This is a genomic window from Priestia sp. ABM2_011, from assembly GCF_056158845.1.
Genome location: NZ_JBSWUB010000001.1, coordinates 4,215,301 through 4,238,178, shown reverse-complemented (window position 1 = coordinate 4,238,178; position 22,878 = coordinate 4,215,301). Strand labels below are relative to the sequence as shown.

Annotated in this window: 20 protein-coding genes; 19 read left to right on the top strand and 1 reads right to left on the bottom strand. The window is 38.6% G+C overall.

Annotated features, from left to right (window positions below; genetic code table 11):
• Positions 1–53: 53 nt before the first annotated feature.
• The 8 genes from ACXAE4_RS22435 (at position 54) to ACXAE4_RS22400 (ending at position 9,279) form a co-directional block, all read left to right on the top strand.
• Positions 54–1,370 (top strand): aspartate aminotransferase family protein, encoded by a 1,317-nt coding sequence (locus tag ACXAE4_RS22435; RefSeq protein WP_155017039.1) that lies wholly within the window; start codon positions 54–56, stop codon positions 1,368–1,370.
• Between the two features lie 63 nt (positions 1,371–1,433).
• Positions 1,434–2,840: a sodium:solute symporter family protein gene (locus tag ACXAE4_RS22430; RefSeq protein WP_033578249.1), complete on the top strand. Its 1,407-nt coding sequence runs from the start codon at positions 1,434–1,436 to the stop codon at positions 2,838–2,840.
• Between the two features lie 130 nt (positions 2,841–2,970).
• Positions 2,971–4,308, top strand: coding sequence for an MFS transporter (locus tag ACXAE4_RS22425; protein ID WP_289578747.1), 1,338 nt, complete (start codon positions 2,971–2,973; stop codon positions 4,306–4,308).
• A 329-nt stretch (positions 4,309–4,637) separates the two neighbouring features.
• The gene (locus ACXAE4_RS22420; protein ID WP_475236959.1) at positions 4,638–7,667 is read left to right on the top strand and encodes an efflux RND transporter permease subunit; all 3,030 of its coding nucleotides are present in this window, start codon (positions 4,638–4,640) and stop codon (positions 7,665–7,667) included.
• A gap of 166 nt (positions 7,668–7,833) precedes the next feature.
• Positions 7,834–8,007, top strand: coding sequence for a hypothetical protein (locus ACXAE4_RS22415; protein ID WP_204247885.1), 174 nt, complete (start codon positions 7,834–7,836; stop codon positions 8,005–8,007).
• 91 nt (positions 8,008–8,098) lie between these two features.
• A complete protein-coding gene (locus tag ACXAE4_RS22410) occupies positions 8,099–8,272 on the top strand; it encodes a hypothetical protein (protein WP_028407741.1) in 174 nt (57 codons plus the stop codon).
• Positions 8,273–8,376: 104 nt separating this feature from the next.
• Positions 8,377–8,640, top strand: a complete 264-nt coding sequence (locus tag ACXAE4_RS22405) for an autorepressor SdpR family transcription factor (protein ID WP_013082079.1) — start codon at positions 8,377–8,379, stop codon at positions 8,638–8,640.
• A complete protein-coding gene (locus ACXAE4_RS22400) occupies positions 8,641–9,279 on the top strand; it encodes an SdpI family protein (protein ID WP_289578749.1) in 639 nt (212 codons plus the stop codon).
• A gap of 148 nt (positions 9,280–9,427) precedes the next feature.
• On the opposite strand, the gene ACXAE4_RS22395 is transcribed toward ACXAE4_RS22400, so the two are convergent.
• Positions 9,428–10,420 (bottom strand): DUF3231 family protein, encoded by a 993-nt coding sequence (locus ACXAE4_RS22395; protein ID WP_289578750.1) that lies wholly within the window; start codon positions 10,418–10,420, stop codon positions 9,428–9,430.
• Between the two features lie 436 nt (positions 10,421–10,856).
• Here ACXAE4_RS22395 and ACXAE4_RS22390 point away from each other — a divergent pair, with 436 nt between their 5' ends.
• The 11 genes from ACXAE4_RS22390 (at position 10,857) to ACXAE4_RS22340 (ending at position 22,866) form a co-directional block, all read left to right on the top strand.
• The gene (locus ACXAE4_RS22390) at positions 10,857–12,794 is read left to right on the top strand and encodes an asparagine synthase-related protein (RefSeq protein ID WP_289578751.1); all 1,938 of its coding nucleotides are present in this window, start codon (positions 10,857–10,859) and stop codon (positions 12,792–12,794) included.
• Between the two features lie 14 nt (positions 12,795–12,808).
• Positions 12,809–12,934, top strand: a complete 126-nt coding sequence (locus ACXAE4_RS22385; protein ID WP_014461234.1) for a paeninodin family lasso peptide — start codon at positions 12,809–12,811, stop codon at positions 12,932–12,934.
• 93 nt (positions 12,935–13,027) lie between these two features.
• On the top strand, positions 13,028–13,960 hold the full coding sequence (locus ACXAE4_RS22380) for an HPr kinase/phosphorylase (protein ID WP_289578752.1): 933 nt from the start codon (positions 13,028–13,030) through the stop codon (positions 13,958–13,960).
• Positions 13,953–14,252: a lasso peptide biosynthesis PqqD family chaperone gene (locus ACXAE4_RS22375; protein ID WP_014461232.1), complete on the top strand. Its 300-nt coding sequence runs from the start codon at positions 13,953–13,955 to the stop codon at positions 14,250–14,252. The genes ACXAE4_RS22380 and ACXAE4_RS22375 overlap by 8 nt, the downstream gene beginning before the upstream one ends.
• 43 nt (positions 14,253–14,295) lie before the next feature.
• On the top strand, positions 14,296–14,775 hold the full coding sequence (locus ACXAE4_RS22370; RefSeq protein WP_289578753.1) for a lasso peptide biosynthesis B2 protein: 480 nt from the start codon (positions 14,296–14,298) through the stop codon (positions 14,773–14,775).
• Complete coding sequence (locus tag ACXAE4_RS22365) at positions 14,772–15,944, top strand: nucleotidyltransferase domain-containing protein (protein WP_289578754.1); 1,173 nt, start codon at positions 14,772–14,774, stop codon at positions 15,942–15,944. Before ACXAE4_RS22370 ends, ACXAE4_RS22365 begins: the two co-directional genes overlap by 4 nt.
• A 93-nt stretch (positions 15,945–16,037) precedes the next feature.
• A complete protein-coding gene (locus tag ACXAE4_RS22360) occupies positions 16,038–17,813 on the top strand; it encodes an ABC transporter ATP-binding protein (RefSeq protein WP_289578755.1) in 1,776 nt (591 codons plus the stop codon).
• 154 nt (positions 17,814–17,967) lie between these two features.
• A complete protein-coding gene (locus ACXAE4_RS22355; protein ID WP_014461229.1) occupies positions 17,968–18,327 on the top strand; it encodes a helix-turn-helix domain-containing protein in 360 nt (119 codons plus the stop codon).
• A 327-nt stretch (positions 18,328–18,654) separates the two neighbouring features.
• A complete protein-coding gene (locus tag ACXAE4_RS22350; protein ID WP_289578756.1) occupies positions 18,655–21,204 on the top strand; it encodes an EAL domain-containing protein in 2,550 nt (849 codons plus the stop codon).
• A 39-nt stretch (positions 21,205–21,243) separates the two neighbouring features.
• Positions 21,244–21,888, top strand: coding sequence for a GTP cyclohydrolase I FolE (folE, locus tag ACXAE4_RS22345; protein WP_014461227.1), 645 nt, complete (start codon positions 21,244–21,246; stop codon positions 21,886–21,888).
• 48 nt (positions 21,889–21,936) lie between these two features.
• Positions 21,937–22,866 carry an NAD(P)/FAD-dependent oxidoreductase gene (locus ACXAE4_RS22340; protein WP_014461226.1) on the top strand — a complete coding sequence of 310 codons (930 nt, stop codon included), beginning with the start codon at positions 21,937–21,939 and terminating at the stop codon, positions 22,864–22,866.
• Positions 22,867–22,878: the final 12 nt, after the last annotated feature.

Sequence of the window (22,878 nt, the reverse complement as noted above, 5' to 3'; positions counted from 1 at the left end):
CATGTAAAACAAGTACAAACACATTACTTGATAGATTGCGAGGAGGAAGTCAGATGACACAGGCATCACTTACACAGTTAATGAACAGTTTACCGGATTTACTAGCACCAAGCATGGCGAAAGATCACCCTAATTTACCCGTGGTAAAAGCAGAGGGCTGCTACTACTACGGAGCGGACGGAAAAACGTATTTAGATTTTACATCAGGTATTGCAACAGCGAATACAGGTCATCGTCACCCTAAAGTTGTACAAGCGATTAAAGATAGCGTTGATCATCTTATGCACGGCCCGTCAGGTGTGATTATGTACGAATCTATTTTACAGCTTGCTGAAGAATTAAAAACAGTATTGCCAAGAGGCCTGGACTGCTTTTTCTTTGCTAACAGCGGAACTGAAGCAATAGAAGGAGCGTTAAAGCTAGCAAAATACGTGACGCAAAGGCCTTATACGGTTTCGTTTATGGGCTGCTTTCACGGCCGTTCTCTCGGAGCGCTTAGCGTGACAACATCAAAAAGCAAATACCGGAAATTTCTTCAGCCATCGGGCTTAACGTATCAAGTGCCTTATGCAGACGTGACTCAGTGTCCAAAAGGAGAAGATCCGGAAATCTACTGCGTGGAAAAGTTAGAAAAAGATTTTGACACGTTGTTTAAGCATCAAGTAACGCCGGAAGAAGTGGCGTGCATGATTGTAGAGCCGGTTCTTGGAGAAGGCGGCTACGTAATCCCTCCGAAAGCATGGCTGCAAAAAATAAGAGAAGTATGTGATAGACACGGCATTCTGCTTATTTTTGACGAAGTGCAAACAGGGTTTGGACGTACCGGCGAGTGGTTTGCAGCTCAAACGTTTGACGTGACGCCTGACATTATGGCAATCGCAAAAGGCATAGCATCAGGACTTCCGTTAAGTGCTACTGTAGCTTCCAAACAGCTCATGGAAAAGTGGCCGATTGGTACACACGGAACAACTTTTGGAGGCAATCCCATTGCTTGTTCAGCAGCACTTGCGACGCTGGACGTATTAAAAGAAGAAAAGCTGATTGAGAACTCAAAAGCAATGGGGAAATATGCAGCGGATCAGCTTCAGCATTTAAAAGCGAAGCATGAAGTGATCGGAAGCATTCGTTCAGTAGGACTAATGATTGGAATTGAAATTATTAATCCAAAAACAAAGCAAGGCGACGGAAATCTTCTTCTTGAGATTTTAGACAAATGTTTGGAAAAAGGGGTGCTGTTTTACCTTTGCGGAAATAGCGGAGAAGTGATTCGAATGATTCCTCCTTTAACGATTACAAAGGAAGAAATTGATGCCGGGCTTCGCGTGTTAGACGAAGCATTAACAGAAATCACAAGCCTTCACGTGATCTAAAGCTTTAGGAAGCTCTTTGTTTCAATGAAAGATAGATTGACCCATAATAAGGAGGAATCTGTTATGAACGGACTGGATATGACGGTTATGTTTGTCTATTTTGGCGTATTGGTTGTAGCGGGTATTATTGGCTCGTTAAAAGCAAAGTCATCAGAAGATTTTATTTTAGCCGGAAGAAACTTAGGGATGTTTATGTATTTAGGATGTTTATCAGCCGTTATTTTAGGCGGAGCGTCAACGATTGGAACGGCTCAGCTTGGCTACGAGCACGGGCTGTCTGGCATTTGGTTTGTGACGATGATTGGACTTGGAATCATTACGCTTGGCACGATTTTCATTAAGCGGATTTCGTCGTTGAAAGTGACCACTATCAGTGAGCTGCTAGGAAAAAGATATAACGCTCAAGCGCAAATTATCAGCGCGGTTGTTGCCGCTATTTATACACTCATGGTATCAGTCACTCAAGTGATTGGAATGGGAACAATCATTCATGCGTTGCTTGGATGGAACATGACGGCATCGATGTTAATTGGCGGTTCGATTGTTTTGTTCTATACGATTTTAGGCGGAATGTGGAGCGTAACGGTTACTGATATTATTCAATTTGTTGTGATGACGGTAGCGATTTTTGGATTTATGCTTCCAATGAGCGTATCAGAAGCAGGAGGTTTCAAAGCCCTTACCGGAGATTTGCCATCATCTTATTTTGATTTTTCATCGATTGGATACGGTCAAATCTTTCAGTATTTCCTTCTATATACGCTTGGTATGGCAGTATCTCAAGATATTTGGCAGCGAGTATTTACGGCGCGAACAGAAAAAATTGCGCGAAACGGCTCCATTTTTGCAGGGGTGTACAGCATTGCCTACGCGATTGCGGGAAGTGTAATTGGAATGTGTGCATATTTGCTGCTGCCAAACGCAGAAAGCAGTCAAAGCATTTTTGCGACGCTTGCGATTCAAATTCTGCCTCAAGGGTTATTAGGTCTCGTACTAGCGGGCGTTTGTTCGGCGCTGATGTCAACTGCTTCAGGAACGCTGCTTGCGTCTTCTACGCTGATTAGTAACGATATCATTAAAAAAGTGTGGCTTAAAAATATTTCAGAGAAAAACTATTTAGTTTTAACCCGTGTGAATACACTTATTGTCGGCGTACTTGCTATTATTTTTGCTCTTTGGATTCAAGACGTGCTTGTTGCTTTAGACGTGGCGTATGCGATTTTATCAGGAGCGATTTTTGTTCCGTTTGTTGTGTCCCTGTTTTGGAAAGACATTCATCCAAAAGCAGGAGTTTCAGCGATTGTTGTTAGTACGCTAGTAGTACTTGGAGGTCTATTGATTGAAGGACTTTCTTCTACCACTCCAATTCTATACGGTATTTCAAGCAGCATCATCGTGATGGCTGGATTTGCGGTTATGGCTCGAAACAAAGAACTGTCTGATCAAGAAAAGGTTCAAGAAGATATGTGAATAAGGGGGTAAAAAGCTTCTCATAGTAAAGTGAGAAGCTTTTTAGCATTTTGTGTGCATAAGTATAGACAACAAACGGCAGAGAGGAGTACACTAGACGCTCAGATTATAGAGATAAGGAGATTGTCAAATGAAAAGCAGAACGTCCGTAATGGTTAGTATTGTACTGGCAATGCTAGTGGCTTCGCTTGATTCAACGATTATGAATACGACGATGCCCGTTATTGCAAAAGAGCTTGGAAGATTCGATTTGTACGCGTGGTCGTTTGCTTCGTACATGATTGCAAGTACGATTTTATCTCCGGTAGCGGGAAGATTATCGGATTTATTTGGCCGCAAAAAAGTATTTGGGTTTGGAATTATTGCTTTTTTAATTGGTTCGATGCTTTGCGGCGTGGCAAATACGATGATTCAGCTTGTTCTTTTCCGTGCGGTTCAAGGAATAGGAGCCGGGTTTATGGTGGCCTTTCCCGCTATTATTGCCGGAGACTTATTTCCAGTTGAGAAGCGAGGGAAAATTCAGGCGCTCTTTACAACGATGTGGGGATTATCAGCTGTGTTGGCTCCGCTTTTAGGCGCTTTTTTTGTGGATTATTTAACGTGGAGATGGATTTTCTTTATTAATTTACCGGTATGTATCGTTTCATTTCTTACGTTAATGCCGTATCAAGAAAGCTATGAGCCGAAAAGAGCAAAAGTCGATTACATCGGTGCTATATTGTTTGGAGCTGGCGTTACGTTACTGCTGCTCGTGACGGTAGTGGAACAAAACCGAATTGTTTATGCAGTCGCTGGACTTATTTTATTGGTCATTTTTTATCTCCATGAACGAAAACATGCTTCTCCGATTGTACCGCTGTCTATGTTCCAAAACAAAACGCTGTCATGGATTAATATCAATGCGTTTATTGGAACGGTGGCTTTATTCGGAACGTCAAGCTACATTCCGTTATTTTTACAGCGAGTAGCGAATTTGTCACTGTTTATGAGCGGAGTTGCGCTGTTAGGAACAGCGGTCGGATGGATGTCTGTGTCCGTGCCTGCAGGTAAATGGATTTTAAAACATGGCTACAGAAAGCTGTTGTTAATCGGGAATGTGCTGCTCGTTGGCTCAGGAACACTTCTGCTGATGCTAAATGAAAGCCACGGTTTCTTCTACGTGTTTTGCGTCATGATTGTACAAGGGCTATCGTTTGGTCTGCTGTCTACGGTTGGAGTCATTGGTGTACAGCAATTAGTAGGAGGACATGAAAGAGGTATTTCAACGTCATTTTTTATGTTTTGCAGAAACATGGGAACAGCAATCGGCGTTACGATTATGGGTGCGTTGCTGACTTCAGGCGGAAGCTTTATGGCAGGCATTCATCACTTGTTTTTATTTGGCTTTGCCGGAAGTATCGTGGCTTTATTAACGTCGTTAAAGATTCAAAACGATACGGAAACAAAGCACAGTCGAGCTGCTAGTTAAGGGAATTTATGCTAAATATGTTTATTTCATAAAAAAACGGGAAGAAACCAAATAAGGTCATAGAATTGCCTGAGAAATCGTAGGCATATTCTTCTTCTTCTTTCACTTACTACATGTGGGACGCCGGGGATGGCGTCTTTTTTTGCGTTGTAAAAAAGCTGCTTATATAACCCAAAGCATATCTATAAATAATTTTGTTCAAATAATGGGACTTTTTACAAAAATAAGTCTTTAAATGGTAAGAAACATTAGGTATAATTTAGTGGTTATTTAGCATATTTTAGAAATGTTTGACTGAGTTTGTACGAAAAAGTGAAAGGGGATATTTCATGTCATGGCTCACCAAATGGTCGTTTAAAAACAAAGCGGCTATTACCATTATGTCTATTTTAATTTTAGCTTTAGGAGTCATTAGTTATTTTACACTTCCGATGGAGTTCCTGCCGACCGCTGATCAGCCTCAAGTGTCAGTAGTAGTTATGGGGCAAGGAACGGATGCAGACTCGATGGAAAAACAAGTGACGTCACCGATTGAAGAAGCAGTAGCCGGTGTTAAAGGAAAAAGCAACGTGTATTCAACGACGGGAGACGGCTATTCCAAAATCGATATTTCATTTGAATCCAAAACGGATATGAAAGAAGCAAAAACAAACGTCCAAGAAGCGCTGTCTTCGGTGCAGCTTCCAGCCAGTGTATCAAAGCCTAATGTTATTCAATTAAATACCTCTATGATTCCCATCGCAGATATTTCACTCACATTTAAAGAAGGATTAACGAGAGACAATCTGGATATTGCAGAGAAAAAACTGATCCCTAAATATAAAGACGTTAAAGGCATTGCGAGTGTTCAAACGTATGGAACAGCGGATTCCTACGTGTCTATTAAAGTTGATAATAAAAAATTGTCACAAAAGAACGTGACTATTGATAAAGTCATCAGCGTGTTAGAAGGAAAAAACACGTCGCTTGCAGTTGGAGAAAAAGTCATTAATAACAAGTCGAGCAATATCAACGTAACTGGTAAAATTGATAGCTTGGACAAAGTGAAAAAGCTGCCGGTTGCACAGGATGTAACGCTAGGCGACCTTGCAAAAGTAGAGGTGAAAAAGCCTGAAGGCGTCGTGACGCATATTAACGGAAAAGATGCACTTTTACTTATTGTTACAAAAGACAGTCACTCAAACGCCGTTAGCATCACAAAAGAAGTAAAAAAACTGTCTCAGCAAATTAACAAAGACTATAACAATGTGAATGCTTCTGTATTTTTTGCAACAGGGGACAGCGTACAAAACTCTGTTCATTCAATGATGAAAGAAGTGCTGCTAGGCGCACTTTTTGCGACCGTTGTCATCATGCTGTTTTTACGCAGCGTTCGCTCTACGTTTATCACGATTGTATCCATTCCGCTATCGCTTTGCTTTACGCTGTTCTTACTGTCTAAATCAGGCGTCACGCTCAATATTTTAACGCTTGGAGGAGTAGCGGTAGCGATTGGGAGATTGGTAGATGATAGTATCGTTGTCATTGAAAACATCTTCCGCAAAATGCAAAAAGAAGAGTTTTCGCTTGGACTGATTATTGAGGCCACAAAAGAAGTAGGCTCTGCTATTACCGCTTCTACGTTAACGACAGTAGCCGTCTTTTTACCAATCGGCCTTGTAAACGGAGGACTTCAAGACTTTATGCTTCCGTTTGCTCTAACGCTGACGTATTCGCTGCTGTCTTCATTAATTGTGGCGCTTACCGTTGTACCGTTAATGAGTGCAGGATTATTAAAAAATGAAAAACTTCGCAAGCACAAGCAGCCGGTTCGTTTTACAAAGTTTATTACATGGTCGCTTAATCATAAATGGGTTGTACTGCTGCTTTCGCTGCTTTTATTTGTCGGATCTATTGGCGCGTACACGATGATGCCTAAAGGAGCGGTTGATAACTCTTCATCTGACTTTGTAGGCACAACGTTAAGCTATCCAAATAACACGCCAATTAAAACCGTAGAAGAAAAATCACTGCAGCTTGAACGCTATATTTTAGCTCAAAAAGAAGTGAAAGAAGTATACATGCAGCTTGGTAATACGGCCGAAGGAGCCAAGTGGGGAGACGTTGGTTCGCCTACTGAAGCTACGTATACGATTACCGTAAAAGACGGTGGAAACACTGATTCGCTAATGAAACGAATTCAAAATCAAAAGAAACTCTATGACGGAGGAGATCTTAGCGTCAGTGCAGCTTCACTAATGGGAGCTTCTACTACTTCCATTACCATTGATGTAATTGGAAACGACATGAACAAGTTAGAAAAAACGGCAAGCAGCATTAAGAAAGAAATCAGCGATATAAAAGGAGTAGACAAAGTTTCTACGAACCAAGACGAAAAGAAAACGATTTACTCTTTAGACGTAGATCCAACAAAAGCGAATACGCAGCAAGTAGCGCAGCAGCTTGGCGTTATGCTGAATAAAACGCCGATTGGAGCGATAGATTTAGAAGGCAAGCAAGCAAACGTGCTTCTTGAATCTGTCTTAAATCCAACATCACCAAAAGAGTTAAAAGATATTTCTATTATGACAGAGACAGGACCGTCACCTGTTTCAAAAGTGGCTTCACTAACGCAAGCTGAAAAGCCAACAAATCAGTTTCATAAAAATGGAGACCCGTATATTCAAGTAACAGCGGATGTCAATCCAGAAAAGCTTTCAGAGATTAATAAAAACATCCAAACAGCGATTTTTGGAGACGGTAAGAGTAAAGGGTTATCCATTTCAAAAGATGTTGACGTTGTAATCGGCGGAGCAAGCACGCAGCAAGGAGAAGATTTCTCTGACTTGTTCATTACCATGCTCGTGTCGATTGGTATTGTGTTCTTAATTATGGTGATTACGTTTAAAACAATCCGCACGCCGTTTGCGATTTTATTTTCACTTCCGCTTGCAGCGATTGGTGCCATTTTAGGATTATTAATCAGCCGCATTCCAGTAGACGTAACGGCTTTACTGGGAGCACTGATGCTGATTGGTATTGTTGTAACCAACGCCATTGTACTATTAGACCGTGTGAAGCAAAATGAAAAGAAAATGATTATGCGCGATGCCATTGTTGAAGCAGCCGCTACGCGTATGCGTCCAATTGTTATGACGTCTGCTGCTACGATTTGTGCAATGCTGCCGCTTTTATTTAAACAAAGCGAAAGCGGAAGCCTTGTTTCTCAAAGTCTAGCAGTCGTTGTAATCGGAGGATTGGCTGTTGCAACTCTTCTTACCCTTGTAGTCATTCCAGTTGTATATGAACTGCTTCACTTCAGAAAATCGAAAAAGCAAAGAATACAGCAAAAACAGCAGGAAGACGTAATGCCGCTATAATGTTTAAAAGAGGTTAGGACATAAGTAATTTAGTTGAAGGAAGAGGCTGGGACAAAAGGATTTTAGACAAAGTGAAAAGCGAACCATTAATCAAGATGTTTGATTCGTGGTTCGGTTTTTTTGTTAGGGTAAACATAGGTTTCATGTGTGTAAGTCTTTCTAGCAATTGATTGGAGGGCAAGGCGAAGACTCCTGCGGGAAAAGCGGAACAGGTGAGACCCCGCAGGAGCATATGCGACGAGGAGGCTCAGCGGCCGCCCGCGGAAAGCGAAGCCTTGCACGGAAATCAACTGCGGTGTCACAAGCGGCTCAGCTCATTCTCTCATTTTTTTGTCTTTAGCTGGAATTGATTTGGTTACGTTCCAGCCTCTTTTTTATGAAACTTTTTGACTAGTCAAACGTATAGTTAGATAAAGAAATGGAGGGGTAGTATGTTTCGAATAAAAGAGCGATGTTCCGTTTGTCAAAAAGAAATTCAGCCGAATGAAGAAGTATGGATGAGAATGAAGTATCCGAGTAGAAGAGGAATGACCGAAATCAAAGCTTTTTTACATCAAGAGGCGCAGTTTGTATGTATGGACTGCTTTGAAAAAACAAAAAAATGAGTCAAATGCGGTGTTCTCTTTTCAAAATATTGACATATTATATTTTATAGTTTAATATTTAGATAATTATCTAAATACTTAAATATGATGGAGATGAACTTCAATTGAATGAAACGTTTAAAGCCTTAGCGGATCCTACTCGCAGAAAGATTTTAGAGCTGCTAAAAGAGCGGGATTTAACCGCAGGAGAAATTTCCGAGTATTTTAATATGACCAAACCAAGCATCTCAAATCATTTGAAAATCTTGAAGCAAGCGGACCTCGTTCAAGATGAAAAAAGAGGGCAGTTTGTGATTTATTCATTAAATACAACCGTTTTTCAAGATTTAATTGGCTGGTTTTTCAGCTTTCAGAAAGGAGAGAGTTAAATGAAAAAACACGTATTTCCTTTAAGCATTACTCTTTTAACACTAATTGCCTGGCTGATTGCACTGCCGAATCTTCCAGCTACGATGCCCATTCACTGGGGAGCAAATGGAGAAGCAGATGGATTTGCAACGAAGATAAATGCAATGATCTTAACAGTAGGAATCATGGTACTTATTTATTTTATCATCGCATTTGTTCCGCGAATTGATCCGCGTAAAGAAAACTATAAGTACTTTTCAAAAACGTATAATATCCTGTTAAACGCCGTACTGCTATTATTCTTTTTTGTAAATATGAGCACTATTTTACAGGGGCTTGGCTATAACGTGCCGATGTCGTACATTGCTCCGATTATGGCTGGACTCGTTTTTATCATTATCGGAAACTACTTGCAGCGCGTGCGCTCTAACTATTTTATGGGGATTCGTACACCGTGGACATTAAGCAATGAAAACGTATGGAAAAAGACGCATCGTTTATCTGGAAAGCTCTTTTTTATTGGCGGACTGCTAATTCTTATTAGCGCTTTTTTACCTGATGGATACAAGTCAGTTATCATGTGGGGGAGTATCGTTCTGTGCGTGGCGGTTCCTTATCTGTATTCGTACTTGGCGTATAAAAAAGAAATGAATATGTAGTCATACAAAAAATCCGGTGAACATACCGGATTTTTTTATGGATAACATATCAGCCGTAACGCCACCGTTCGTGTCACGCCGGCTGATGGGAATAAATACAGCATAAAGTATGAAACGCGTTTCAGGTCAAGACTTATCATGAAAAAACTTACATTTGCTTGCGGTCGCTTGCTTCAGGCGGCTTTTCAATCCAACCGTTTTTAATCATCACTTCGCTGCAGCGCCCCGCTACTTTTAAGTCTCGTAAAATACACGCTTCACAGTGACCGACAATATCGAGCCTCATGCTGGTAGTCATTGCCGTTGCGTAATAAGTAATGGCTACTTTAAACATTGCGCCTGCGTGAAACGTCATCAGCTTTTCTGAAAAAGGCGCGTGCGTAGACGTTGTGATTTCATTATCCAAAAGCGGAGGCGTATGAAGGTTTTCCTCGTGCATGATGGAAGAATAAAGCTCGATATGCTTATGCGCCACATCAAGCCCCGTCTCCATGACTTTCCGCACGTCTTTTCGTTTGCTCACTTGTTTAAAAGCAATTAAAAGCGCTTTGGTTGCCATGCTTTTGCGTAAATTAAAATAAATATTACCGGCTTCCGTTGCGTTTAAAAGGCGCTGCTTGCCGACAAAATCAAGAGCGTAAGTCAAATCTGTGATGGGCTCTTGTTTTTTCGGATTTAAAAAATAAGGAGCGGGTACATAAAGATTTTTTGCTAAAAGCAGATCGAGCGACCGATTATAGATCTCCATCGCATCTAAATTGCACTGATGATAATAATCTCGAAGATCTCGGCGAACCGAAACGCTAAATGAAATGCCATACCCTGATAAGCCGTGAATCGTCATGTCATGAAGATACTTCAGCCAAAACGAGTCTGTAAAAAGCGGAGGTGCGTGCAAGTCCACATCTTCATCTGTAAAACCCTTTGGCAGCGGAAAATGTTCAGCATGAAAAATGGCAGTCAGCAGCTCAATATGCTTTTTCGATAACTCCAGCGAAAAGGCAAACAGCGACCGAATCTCTGCATCCGTTATCGTTGCAAGAACGTGTTTCGCTACACAAACCGCCAGCGTATCCTGCTGATACTGGGCGCATAGACTCGTTATTTCAGGCGAAGTCAAACGCTTGCTTTCTGCGTTCAATTGGCTTTCCTCCTATCTATAAAAATGGTACGTATTTATAAAAAACAGATAAGTATAGTGTGGACAAGGGTGTGTTAAATTATTCCATGAGCAAAACGCTTATTAGTGAAGAGTTAAAAAAGGTGCTCGCTGATTGTTAAGTAGATAAATTATTTTTTCTAGGTGATGTAAGAATATAAGAAGGAAGTTTGTTCTTGATTAAGATCAATATCTGATTGAACACGACATTTGCACTAATTAGTGGATATTTATCGAAAAATGTTCTTTATTGAGGTTTACTTTTTGTCATTTGTTCTCTATAATAGTCATTACTTGGTGATTATTTAGTAAAAAAGAATTAAAAACAAAGTTTGATTAGATATATATGACAAATAACAGGGTGTAGTGGTTATCTTTGTTCTTAATAAAGAACAAGGAAGTCGTGAGAGGAGAAAATATGAGTGCAATAGCTGGAATTTACCATTTCAATAACAATCCCGTATCTCATGAAGAGGTAGCTAACGTTCTTCAAGCTTTATCCAAATATCCAGCTGATGACATACAGGTATGGAAAAAAGAAAGTGTTGCACTTTTGAGCCATACTCAATGGATTACGCCAGAATCTGTTGGAGAAAAATTACCTTATTATGACTACGAGAAGCAATTAGCTATTACCGCAGATGCGATTATTGATAATCGTGAAGAATTGGTAGATCAGTTGCAAATCAAGGATATCTATAAAACGAAAATTACAGATAGTGAATTGATTTTGCTTGCGTATCATAAATGGGGAGAAGAAGCTCCGAAATTTCTAGTGGGAGACTTTGCTTTTGTCATTTGGGATGAGAAACAGCAAAAGTTATTTGGAGCAAGGGATTTTTCAGGAAACCGTACTCTATATTTTTTCAAAAATGCTACAAGCATGGCTTTTTGCACCGCTATTAATCCGTTATTTTCGCTACCTTATATAAAAAAATCTTTAAATGAAGAGTGGCTTGCAGAATTTTTAGCCATTCCAATAACATTTGAGTCAACGGATGCTGCATCAACTGTTTATAAAGAAATTCAACAAATACCGCCTTCCCATTCAATAACCATTTGTCATAATCGGCTTGAAGTGAAAAGGTATTGTATAGTGCGAGAAGAGAAAAAGCTGAAACTAAAATCAAACGAAGAGTACGAAGAAGCATTTCGCGATGTATTTCAGCAAGCCGTGGATTCTAAGCTTAGAACCCGATTACAGGTCGGCGCTCACTTAAGCGGAGGATTGGATTCAGGATCAGTAGCTGGTTTTGCTTCTAAATCTCTTTATAAAGAAAACAAAAAATTACATACATTTAGCTATATCCCAATAAATGAGTTTGAGGATTGGTCCCCTAAAAGCAGAGTGGCAAATGAAAAGCCCTTTATCAAATCAACTGTCAATTACATAGGTAATATAGAAGATAATTACTTTGATTTTGAAGAAAAAAGTCCTTTTTCCGAAATTGATGAATGGCTGGAAATACTAGAAACACCGTATAAATTTTTTGAAAACAGCTTTTGGCTTAAAGGTATTTATGAACAAGCCTCTAAAAAAGGAGTAGGAGTTTTACTAAATGGACAGAGGGGAAATTGGACAATCTCCTGGGGGCCTGCGCTAGATTATCAGGCACAGCTTTTAAAGAAGGGAAATCTAGCTAAATTCTTTCGAGAGCTGCGTTTGTACAGCAGGAATTTAGGAGTAGGAAGATCTCGTGTTCTTCCTGTAGTGGCCAAAAAAGCTTTTCCAAGGTTGCATTCGCTCATCTCATCAGAGCAGGGTACACCATATCCACCTATCATTAATCCTGACTTTGCCCAGAGATTTGATGTATATGCCAGACTAAAAGAACATGACATCAATATGGATGGCTTACTTACTAAAAGTGCTTATGAAATAAAGAAAACACAGTTTTTACAGCCATATTACTGGAGTATTAACGGTACATATACAACAAAGCTTTCGTTATATCATTCTTTATGGGATCGTGATCCGACAAACGATTTAAGAGTTATTCGTTTTTGTTTATCAGTTCCTGAAACGCAGTTTGTTCAAAATGGTCAAGATAGATCTCTGATTAGAAGAGCAACTAAGAATGTTCTTCCGGACGATATAAGGCTTAATCAAAGAACAAGGGGCTTGCAAGGAGCCGATGGCATTCAGCGTATGATACCAGAATGGAATTTGTTTATAAATGAAATGGAAAAAGTAACAAACTCTGATTTTATAGCTGAATATTTTGATGTGAACTTAATAAAGGCCGCTTTGGCAAATTTAAGGGACAATCCTAAACCGGAATCTGTATTCAGCACTGACTTTAAGCTGTTAATGCGAAGCTTAATAGTATATCGATTTATAAATAAGTTTCTTTGAAGGGGGGTGAAACTATGAAAAAAGAGTGGAAAAAGCCAGTACTAGAAGTACTTGATGTAAATATGACGATGGCCGGTCCAGGAACTAGTATTCCTGATGCGGTACAGCCAGATCCAGACGAAACAGTTCACTACAGCTAATTTGAATAAATGATTATAGACAACAATTGCCCTGATACACATTAAGTTGTATGAGGGCTTTTCAAAAAATTAATAACATCTGGAGTGAAATCAATGATTAGTATCAAGAAAAAATATACTTATGATGCTTTTGGGCTAAATATTTTGAGTGAGCTGTCTTTGCCAGAATTAAATTGTCCAGCTTTTCCAGGTGATCATATAGACGTTTCTATCAAACTTTCAGACTTATCAATAGACAAAATTGAATTGGATCAAAAAAAGGGCTTCACGGTCCGCTGCCATTACGTAGCGTTTGAAGTTCCTAGTCTAGCCGTTTTTTCTATAAAGAACGGAAAAGAAATTGTAGTAGCACCCCTTAATGACTTTGATGAAGCTAAGGCGAGGCTATATATACTGGGAACTTGTATGGGAGTTATTTTAATGCAGCAGCAAGCTTTGCCTCTCCACGGCAGTGCAATAGCTATAGATGGAAGAGCTTATGCTATCGTTGGCAATTCTGGAGCCGGAAAGTCTACCTTGGCGTCAGCTTTTATTCAGAAAGGATACAAGCTTATAAGCGATGATGTCATTCCTCTTACGTTTTCAGATGAGCGTATTCCGATGGTTCAACCAACATATCCTCAGCAAAAGCTGTGGGAAGAAAGCTTAAACGAGTTCGGGATTGATTCCAGAAAATATAATCCTTTGTTTGAAAGAGAAACAAAATATTCAGTGCCCGTAAAAGACAGTTTTTATAATCAACCAATTCCTTTAGCTGGCATCTTTGAGCTTGTAAAAGGGAGCGGGGAATCTGTAGAAATTCGTCAAACAAATGGATTAGAAAGCTTTCGGATTTTACTTCACCATACGTTTCGAGGTTCACTTTTGCAGAGGCTAGGGTTAAAGGAGTGGCATTTTATTTATTCTTCAGAGATTCTTAAAAGCGTAAATACGTTTCAAGTAACGCGATCTTCTTCGAACTTTACCCCGTATGAGTCGGTCTCCAAAATACTAAATATAGTGAAAGAAGGGAATTTAATTGATTAAATCAGAGCAGATTCTACCTAAGCATGTTGTAACACAGAGTGAGGGAAATATCGTAAGTGATATGGGAAATGAGAAAGTTATGCTAAATATTGAAAACGGTAAGTACTACAACCTAGGTGAAATTGGAGGAGACATCTGGGAAAGCATTAGTAAACCCACACAAGTAAACGAATTAGTGAATCATATTGTAAAAAAGTACGATGTTCAAACGGATAAATGTGAAGAAGAAGTTATTTCATTTTTAGAGAACATGTATCAAGAAAATTTGATTGAGCTGGTTGTGGAAGGCTAAATTTTTATGTGTATTTTATATGAATAATATTGGAGTAGCTGTGATGAAATTGATAAAAAAAGCTAAACATTTTTTATGCTTAGATATCAGTCAAAAGCTTTTGTTACTAGAAGCATTTTATTATCTTGCTTACGGAAGAATCCTTAAAGCATTGCCATTTTCAAAGGTTACACCTATGTTAGGTGAGCATATGAAAGAGAGCAGCATGGATGAAGATAGCTATGAAACTAAAACGTTAAAGCATATTTCAAACGCTATCTATAAAATGAGTAGATATACTTTTTGGGAAAGCCAGTGCCTCGTGAAAGCCTTCGCAGGTATGAAGATGCTAGAAAGGCGCTGTATTGAAAGTACGCTGTATTTAGGTACAGGAAAAGATGAAAACGGGAATTTTATTGCACATGCCTGGCTGCGAAGCGGCTCAACATACGTAACAGGATCAGAGGGAATGGAAAGGTTTACAGTCGTAGGGAACTTCTCTAAAACCTTGAATAATAAAGGAAATCGAAAGGAAAAACAATGATAGACAAACAACCAATAATTGATACAAGTCAGTCCAAAGAGCTTCATTTTTTATTGACGCTGTTAAGAGAAGAGAACACATCTGAAGAAATCATACCCTTAAAAGAGCTTGATTGGAATCATTTTCTTGAGCTAGTAAAGCATCATCGAGTTTGTCCGTTAATTTATATAAGGTTAAAAGATAAGTCGGATGCTGTTCCATCGCACGTTATAGAAGTGCTGCTTCAAGAATATAAAAAAAATACCTTTAAGATGCTTCAGTTGAGTGGAGAAATGGAAGCACTAGATAAGGTCTTCAATGAAAATAATATTGAAACTTTGTTTTTAAAAGGGCCACCAGTCGCTTACGACCTGTTTAAAAATATTTCTCTTAGGATGTCTAAAGATTTAGATATTCTAGTGAGAGAGGAAGAACTGGAAAAAGCAGAAAATATTCTTCTCAGTCTAGGCTATGAAAAGGAAGAAATACCAACTGTATTAAATGAAATAAAATGGCGCCATCACCACATTGCCTATTATCATCCAGAAAAAAAGATTCAGGTTGAAGTTCATTGGCGGCTGCACCCTCGTTCAATGAAAAGAACGAGGTTTGAAGAACTGTGGAACGGAAAAAGAGAAAGTCAATTAACCAAGCACCCTATATCTTTTATGGGTACAGAGGATTTGCTGCTGTATTTAATTTCTCATGGGGCTCGTCACGGTTGGTTTCGTCTGCGTTGGTTAAAAGATATCGACCAAATGGTAAGGAACAAAGATATCAACTATGTGCGTTTTAAGGCACTGGCAATCAGGCATCAGCAGAAGCACTTAGTAGGGCAGGCATTTCAATTATCTACTCTGTTTTTTCAAACGCCGGTACATGAAGAGATTCAGGATATTGTAAATACAAGGAGAGCCAATCGATTAGCGGACAAAGCAATCCCTTATATAAAGGAAATGGTTCAATTACATGTGCATCCTCAGCCGAAAAATCTAGAAAAGTCCTATAAAAACTATTTATTCTCGATAAAAACAAAACGACAAAAATGTAAATTTTTCATTATTTCATTTTATCCCAACCCTCTAGACGAACGAACCTTTAGGCTGCCGAAAAGTTTGTATTTTTTATATTTCTTACTAAGACCACTTTTGTGGTCGTGGAGAAAACTAAAGAAGCCAGTGTTATTTTAAACTTTTCTTGTAAAATGGTTAGCATATGTGAATTAAGCGCGGGTGGGATAGATATTTTATAGGTCAAACTGATAGGAGGCAGAAGAACGTATATTGGAACCGTTACTGTATTATATTAAGAAACTGCATTCTTCAGCAGGGAAAATTATATATTTTAATGTTTTTGGTATGGCCATTGCTAGTTTAATGGAGGGATTCGGCATCTTGCTGATTATCCCGTTGTTAAGCATTGGTGGAGTAATAGAAACAAATACTGCGTCTAGCAAGCTCAGTCAGCTGTTTAATTTCCTTACTGCATTGCCGTCGTCTTTGTATTTACCGTTAATCTTGTGCATGTATGTAGTAATTATTATTGGGCAGAATCTCCTGCAGAGAAGCTTAGCTATTCGAGATGTTAAGATTAGAGAAAAATTCAGCAGAGACTTAAGAATTGAAATTTACAGCTTGCTGCTGCACTCGAAGTGGGCGTTATTTTTAAAAAAACGAAAGTCAACGCTTATTAATCTATTAACTTCGGAGCTGGCACGTGTGATAGGCGGTATTAATTTTGCTCTTCAGCTGCTGTCTAATACTATTTTTATGATTATACAATTAGCTATTGCCCTGTGGCTGTCTGTCAAAATGACTCTTTTTATCGTGCTGTTTGGTTTGATACTAGGGTATCTTTCAAGAAAGTTCGTACAAAAATCTAGACACTTAGGACGTAGAACCTCTCAATTAGGGGAAGACTACATGGCTGGAATCACAGATCAGCTTAGTGGCATTAAAGATATTAAAAGTAATAAATTGGAATACAGCTATATTGATTGGCTGCGTTCTTTAACTTCAAGAATGAATGCAGAACAAATTGAATATGTAAAACTTAAGTCAAGCTCTCAGCTAGTATATAAAGTGAGTGCGGCTCTTCTCGTTGCAGTATTTATATTTATATCTGTAAAAGCTTTTCATGCTCAAGGCGAGCAGCTGTTGTTAATTATTCTTATCTTTTCTCGGTTATGGCCGAGATTTATTGCGATTCAATCAAATTTTGAACAAATAGCAGCTACTCTTCCCGCTTGTCAGGCTGTTAAGAAGCTCATAGAGGACTGCTCTAAAGAACAAGAATTCAAGCAAGCAGACGCGCTTTCGCCAATTACAGAGACGCAAATAGAGTGTAAAGACGTTTATTTCCGCTACAAAAAAGGCAGTTATACGTTAAAAGATATTAACTTGACTATTCTTCCTAACCAAATGACCGCTATTGTAGGTCCTTCTGGAGCTGGAAAAAGTACGCTTATTGACTTATTAATGGGACTGAACTCTCCTGAAAGAGGCGAGGTGCTTGTAAATGGCCACCCGCTTAAAGATGAACTCCTACTGTCTTTAAGACAAGCCATCAGCTATGTACCTCAAGACTCGTTCTTATTTAACACTACCGTAAGAGAGAATTTACTGACGGTGAATGCACAAGCTAGTGAAAGAGAATTATGGGAAGCATTAGAATTTGCGATGGCAGATCAGTTTGTAGGAAATTTGCCTCAGGGTCTAGATACTGTTATCGGAGATAGAGGAATGAAGATATCGGGCGGAGAACGTCAAAGGCTTGTTTTGGCAAGAGCAATTCTAAAAAAACCAGCTCTTCTCATTTTAGATGAGGCTACAAGCGCCTTAGATACTAATAATGAGAATAAAATTAAAGAGTCAATTGACCGGTTAAAAGGGAAAGTAACGATTGTTGTTGTAGCTCACAGGCTGTCCACTATACAAGCTGCGGATCAGGTTCTTGTGTTGGAAGAAGGAAAAGTGATTCAAAAAGGGAGCTTTAATCAGCTGGCCTTTGAAGAAGGCGCGTTTCATAAATTATTAGAAGGACAATTTCAAACTGTTTAATAAAGGTAAGCGCTCTTAATTTATCAGCATAATCTATTTGATGTTTAACTCACAATAAAATAAAGGCGCAATATTATTAAAAATTTCACTTATAACTATTAACGGTGTTCCTTAAGCTAAATCTACATTTTAATAAGGAGAGTGCTTAATAATAATGATTGGTCGTCGTGTAAAAGAAATAAGAATGCAAAAAAAGCTGTCGCTTTCACAGCTTGCCGAACGTGCTGACATTGCTAAATCTTACTTAAGCAATATCGAACGTGATATTTGTATTAATCCAACAATTGATGTAGTTGAAAAGCTGGCTCAGGCCCTTAAAGTGCACCCAGCTGTTCTTTTAAGCTGGGAAATAAAAGAGCTGGGTTCTGAGAGTATGGATGATTCTTTCAGCTGTATAAAAAGCCATATCAGTACTTTAGACAGCTTACAGCTTAAGGAACTAAGAGATTCTATTGATATCGTCGTCTGGAAAAGAGAAAAAGTTCCTTTAAGTGACTTAGGTAATTTAATATAAGTGTGTTAAAAAGAAGATAGTGTCACGATACCTTTGCAGCTTAAAAGAAAGTTGATCTTACGAAAAAGACAAATTTTATCCATTGATATTTTTGAAAAAACAGATAGAATATTATAAGAATATAAAATTATTCTATCTGTGTAAATAAAAGTTTTTATATTGAATTATTTTACATATGTTTTTTGAGAGTAACCAACCGCATCGGTTGGTTTTTTGCATGAGTTGATTATTTTGTGAAAATTAAAATAAATATACCGCTACACAAAGAAATTTATTATATATTTAAAAATATAAGAGCGTTTTGGTACCAATGGGAGGCCAGCACTTGTGTCTATAAAGAAAAAAATATCGCTATTCTTTACTTTGCTAGTGTTGTGTATTTTACTGGCGAATAACACTTTGCATTACATTAGATCTAAAAATAGATTAATAGATTTTAATCAAAAAGAAATTACTCTTGTAACGGAAGAAATTGCATACGAGGTAGAAAACTCTAAAAATAGCGCTTTGTATATGGAAGATAGAATGGCACAGGAATTAAGAACAGCTTCAATTGCTATACAGCGTTCTCTGCCTTCTAAATATCAGGATATAAGTAATGAGCAGCTTAAGGAGTTAGCAAAGCAGCTCAGGGTATCTCATATTACATTATTAGCTCCTAGCGGAGATGACATTATTGGTGTGAGGTCGTCAGACTCAAAAGAAATTAATATGTCTACTAAAGAATGGGGATATTGGTACACGTCTTTTCAAGAGCTTCTGGCTAATAGACCGGTCACTACAAAAAAAGGTATGGCTCTGCCCAACTTTTGGAGCGGTCCAATTGAAGTAGCTTCTAGTAATCCAAAGCATGTTGATAAATGGGGATATTATTATGATGGTTCGACTAACTATATTATTAACCCATATTTTCGTGATAAGAATGTAATAGATATTGAAAAGCAGTTTGGCCCTACTAATGTTATGAATCGCTTTACGAAGAGTTTAGAGGGTGTTCTTGAATTAACAGTGTTTAATCCCAATAATTTTGGGAAACAAAATCAAAGCGTCTATTTGAATGGAAATAGATACGTGAAAATGAAAGATCAGCCAATTTGGTATGGAACATATACATATCAAAATACGAATCGCGATAAAACATTTATTAAAAATGCCTTGAAAACAGGAATGTCGCAAAGCTATCTTTCAGAAATCAACAAGAAAAAAGTACTAAAAACATTTGTACCAATCAAGGAAGAAAAATCTGCTTCCTACGTCATAGGGGTCGTCTATGATTATGATTTGATTGAAACAGAGCTTCATGATGAATTAGTGAAGCATCTGCTTTTATCTCTGCCTTTTATCACCCTTGTACTGATCGTCAGCATTATCTTTTCTACGTCTATTACACGCCCTATTAAAAATTTGGTGGAGCACGTGAATTATATTGCAAAAGGGAATTTCGGTGAACTATCGACTGTAAGAAGAAGGGATGAACTGGGAGGTCTTATCGAAAATATTAATCATTTATCACATTTCTTGAAAACGTATTTGGATGATTTGAAAAGCAGTCAAGAAGAAAGTGAATTTCATGCGTATCACGATTTTTTAACAGGACTGCCTAATAGAAGGTATTTCAAGGAAGAACTCAATAAGCGTTTAATGGAATCTGAGCAAAAATCAATTAAACATGTAGCTGTACTGTTTATGGATATAGATCGGTTTAAAGACATTAATGATACGTTGGGGCATTCAAAAGGCGACCAGCTGATACAGCTTGTAGCGAATAGAATTAAAGCTTGCCTGCCTCCATACAATAGCTTTTTGACAAGGCAGGGGGGAGATGAATTTGTAGTTTTATTCAGTGATTTTCCACCTGTAGAGGTCGAAAAGCTGGCCACGAAAATTATTTTAGATGTTCAGCAGCCTTGCTATATCGAAAGTGATGAAATAGTTGTAAGTATAAGCAGCGGTTTAAGTTTTTATCCGGAGCATTCTGAAAATCTTGATACACTCATTACGTATGCTGACATGGCGATGTATGCTGCTAAAAGACAAGGTGGCAATAAAGTCGTGACCTACCATCAGCTATTAAATAAAGAACAAACTGAAAAAATGCAAATTGAAAAACGTTTGCGTAAAGCTATTCAAAAAGAAACAATTGAGGTATACTACCAGCCGAAAGTAGATGCTAGACATAATACGGTAACAGGAGTAGAGGCTCTTGTTCGCTGGCATGATGAAGAGCTTGGGTTTGTTTCGCCTGAGGTATTTATTGGTATAGCGGAAGAGGCGGGTTTGATTCATTCCTTATGGGGAAGTGTGATGAACATAGCCTGCTGTCAAATCAGCAAGTGGAATAAAATGTTCAATCAAGAATTAACATTGGCAATGAACTTTTCACCACGCCAGTTTCAGGACTCTTCTTTACTAGTTCATGAGGTTAAGGCGGCTCTCTCCTTGTATAACCTTAACCCAGGAAGCTTTGAAATGGAAATCACTGAAAGCACACTGCTTATTAACACTCAGGAAACAATTAAAGCTTTACATGAACTAAAAGAATATGGTATATCAATTTCTATCGACGATTTTGGTACAGGTTACTCTTCGTTGAGTTATTTGAAAAATTTACCTATAAATTGTTTGAAAATCGATCGATCTTTTATTATGGATATGAATGAAGATGACAGCAACCGTAAGATTATACAAGCAATTATCAGCTTATCTGAAAGCTTAAATTTAAATGTAATTGCAGAAGGCGTCGAGCTAGACTACCAAAAAGATTTTCTACTTAAAAATGGCTGTGTGCATATGCAAGGATACTTATTTAGTCGACCGCTATGCGCAAAAGGCTTTGAATCATTTTTTTGTAGCGGCGATGATCAAAGTATCGATTGAGATAGAAAATTAATTAAACAGGAAAGAGGAAATAGAAACATGGCACTTAGTACACAAAATTTAATTGCTCAAAAATTTTTAGAAACAGTAGGAACAGACTCAACTGAAATAGATAAAAAAATAGATCAAGCTGACACATTTATGAATGCGGTGAAAGAACTGATTGATTTATGCGGAGATAATCCGGAAAGAGACGGTCTTGAAGAGACGCCGTACCGCGTGTTAAAGGCATTTTTGGAATACACGGAAGGCTACCGAGAAGACCCGAAAGCTCATTTGGAAAAAACATTCGATGTAAATCACAACGAACTGGTATTAATACGAGATATCGAGTTTCACTCAATGTGTGAACATCACTTTGCGCCGTTCTTTGGCGTTGCCCACGTTGGGTATATACCGGATAAAAAAATTACAGGTCTATCTAAAATCGCTCGTACGGTAGAAGGATATGCAAAGAGATTTCAAGTTCAAGAACGTCTAACAAATGAAATTGCAGATGCAATCGAAGAAGTGTTAGAGCCGAAAGGAGTTATGGTGATTATTGAAGCGAAGCATATGTGCATGTGCGGAAGAGGAATTAAAAAATCTTCAGCTTCTACAGCCACTTCATCCGTTCGAGGAACATTTATGGAAAAACCAGAAGTTCGAGGAGAATTTTTATCTCTTTTACAGCGACAAATGTAAAGAAACAAAAAGCCATATAAGCTGAGAGGCAGAAGCGAGGTGAGCTGTATGCAACATGTTGACGTACTGATTATTGGCGGAGGACCCGCTGGTATCTCTGCTGCCGTGTGGTGTAAGAGGCTAGGCGTTGAGTGCTTGCTTCTTGAAGAGCAGGCACAGTTAGGCGGACAGCTGTTTACGATTTATAATGAGATTATTGATTATCCCGGAATACAAGCGGAAAATGGAATTGAGATGCAGCGTAAAATGGTTCAGCATTTTATCGATATGGACTGCTTATATGAAGCGAATACAAAAGTAATTTCTATTGACGAACGTTCTAAAACAGTCAAAGTAAAGCAGCAGGAAACAGAAAAAGAAATTGGCTATACGTATCTTATTTTAGCAACGGGTTCTAGTCAGCGAAAGCTCGGAGTGCCGGGTGAACAGCGAATGATTGACCGAGGAGAAGTATATTCAGCTTCAGCAGACGGAGAGGGGTTAAAAGGTAAAACAGTGGCTATTATTGGGGGAGGAGACCGGGCTTTTGAAGGAGCACATCTTTTAGCATCAAAAGCAAAGCAAGTATATTTGATTCATCGCTCTACGCATTTTAAAGCAAGAGAGCAATACGTTAAAAAAGTTCTTTCCGACCCCGGTGTTAAAGTAATGACAGATACCGAAGTGACGGCTATCCACGGAAAGCATCACGTCACATCGATCGATTTAAAAAGTAAAAACAGTGAATGTAAAAACCTATCAGTAGACGCAGTGCTGATCAGACTAGGCGTAGCGCCCAATGTTGAACTCATTAAAGAAAAAGTCACCACTACGCAAAGCGGACTCATCGTCATTAATGAAGTGCATCAAAGCAGCAACCCAGCTATTTATGCCATTGGAGACGCGTGCACGACTCCCTTGTTTTCTAGTATCAGCTCTTCAGCAGGTCAAGGAGCGATTGTAGCCAAGCATGTATCGAGCCTTTTGAAAAAGTCATAATATAAAAAAGCA